Here is a 2,251-nt window from a genome sequence, read left to right on the forward strand (position 1 = left end):
CGGCAAGGCCAATCCGCCTGGACCGCCATCCGCGACCTGATCGACGGAACCTTCGTCGTCGCCTGACCACTTACCAGCCGCCAGCCAGGTGAGCAGTTACCCCGCGTCCCGCGCGGTGTGACACTTTGCTGTGACACATCGACGTCTCTCCGGCGCCTGGGAGCTCGGCGATGGCCCGTCACCCTCATCTCGTCCGCCGCGACGGCGTGTTCTATTGGCGCCGGCGGGTGCCGCACGATCTTCGCGAACAGGTCGGCCGGACTCAGCTCGTTAAGTCCCTTTTCACCAGCGATCGACATCATGCCTGCAAGCTGTCCCGACGACTCGATGTCGCGATGGATAGGGTTTTCAGCATGGCAAGAACGATGCAGTTGACGGCCGAACAGCTCCAGGCGCTCACCAACGAGATGATCCGGCTCGAGCGCGAGCAACTCGAACACGAGCGGATCGATTTCCCGGACCTCACGATCGAGAAGTCCCGTCTGGCGTCGACCTTCAGCACCGACATGAGCGCCGCGATGAAAACGCATCTCATGTCGAACGACTTCAGCACGATCGCGCCGCTCATGTCCGAAGTTCTCGATCGGCACAAGCTCGACGTCCCCGTCGGAAGCTACGGTTGGAAGCAGCTCGGTCGCCATGCCCTGCGCGGCCTCGCCCAAGTCTACAACGTCGACTCCATGCGCTGGCTGGGCGAATACGAGGAGGATGAACGCGTTCCGCTGCCGACAGCCGCGGCGTGGACCTCGGCCTCTCCCGCTCCGCCTCCGGTTGCAACTGCCCCGTCCAGCCCCGCACCGACGCCGACGCCGACGCCGACCACCTCCAAGACCGAGAAGACCGTCTCGGCTTATATCGAGCAGTACGTGGAGGAGGCCCGGCACACCGGCCAATGGACCAACCAGACGGAAGCCCAGAACCGGAACTCGATCGATCTGCTGATCCGGATCTGTGGCGACAAGCTTCCGTCTACCTACACGCGCGACGATGCCGCCACCTTGCGGCGTCGGCTCGAGATGATCCCGGAGAATTATGGGAAATCTCCGCGGCACAAGGCCATGACCATTGACGAGGTCATCGCTGCCAAGAAGCCGGAGACCAAGACCCTTTCGGAAGGCACGCTGAACCGGCATTGGAACAGCATCACCGGATACTTCCGCTGGCTCAATTGTCAGAATGGGGTCCCTGACCTTTCCCTTGATCGCGTTTGGAGCAAATTCCGCTGGGGAGCGAACATTCCGACCAGCGAGAAGCGCCTTCCGTGGGACATTCCGTCCCTCGAAAAGCTGTTCGCCTCACCCATCTGGACCGGATTCGAAAAGCATCCGACGAAGCGGCACTGGCGGCATCGGCCGGGGACAACCATCATCAGGGATGAGTATTTCTGGCTGCCTATTCTTGCGCTTTTCGGTGGCGGCCGATGCGACGAGAACGCCCAATTGACTGGGCGCGACATCTTTCAGGTAGACGGTATTTGGGCCATGCACTTCCGTGGCCCGCATCTCAAGACGGAAGCATCGGAGCGCATTGTTCCAGTGCACTCCACCTTGATCGCACTCGGTTTCCTCGACCTGGCGAAAAAATCTGGCGACGGTCGCCTGTTCCCAAAGATGATCCCTGGAGGACGCGATCAGAAATTCAGCCATTTTTATTCCGAGGAATTTACTAATTACCGCCGTAGAATCGGTGTCTACAAGGAACTTATGGACTATCATTCCTTTCGGACGAGCGCGACCTCGGCGATGATACATGAAAATGTACCTCTTCTCATCGCCGATGAAATCACCGGCCACGATAGTGCTGGGAGAAAGGACGCCAAGGAAACGCAGACCGTCACGCTACAATACGTCTCGCCTTTTCCTATGGATAAGCTGAAGGACGCGATTGAGACCATCAAGTATCCGCCAATTGACTGGTCGCGCTTGGCTCCCAAGTCCCAGAGTTAATCGCGCCGGGCAAGACGCATGGGCGGTGAATAACTTTTTACCAATGCCGCTCGTTCTACGGAACGAAGCCAAATGCGCCCCAAGGATACCCAGGGGTATCGCATCTGAGTAAAGCGATCTGCGCCTGTTGACCTGAAGGAAGACGCCGAAGAGGCCTTTTCCTTCAGGAGATGCGCCATGCAGTCCTTCCTCGAGATTTTCCGAGAGGTTCGCGATCCGCGCGACCCGAATGCGCAGCACGATCTCGGCGCGATTCTGTTTTTGGTCTTGGCGGCGACGCTGTGCGGGGCGAAATCGTGTGTCCA

Annotated in this window: 1 protein-coding gene; it reads left to right on the top strand. The window is 59.3% G+C overall.

Annotation, left to right across the window (positions count from 1 at the left end; translation table 11 throughout):
* The first annotated feature begins 170 nt into the window (after positions 1 to 170).
* Positions 171 to 1,946, top strand: coding sequence for a site-specific integrase (locus tag ACSVC7_RS32545; protein ID WP_448208740.1), 1,776 nt, complete (start codon positions 171 to 173; stop codon positions 1,944 to 1,946).
* Positions 1,947 to 2,251: the final 305 nt, after the last annotated feature.

This window comes from Azospirillum mesophilum (assembly GCF_053470405.2).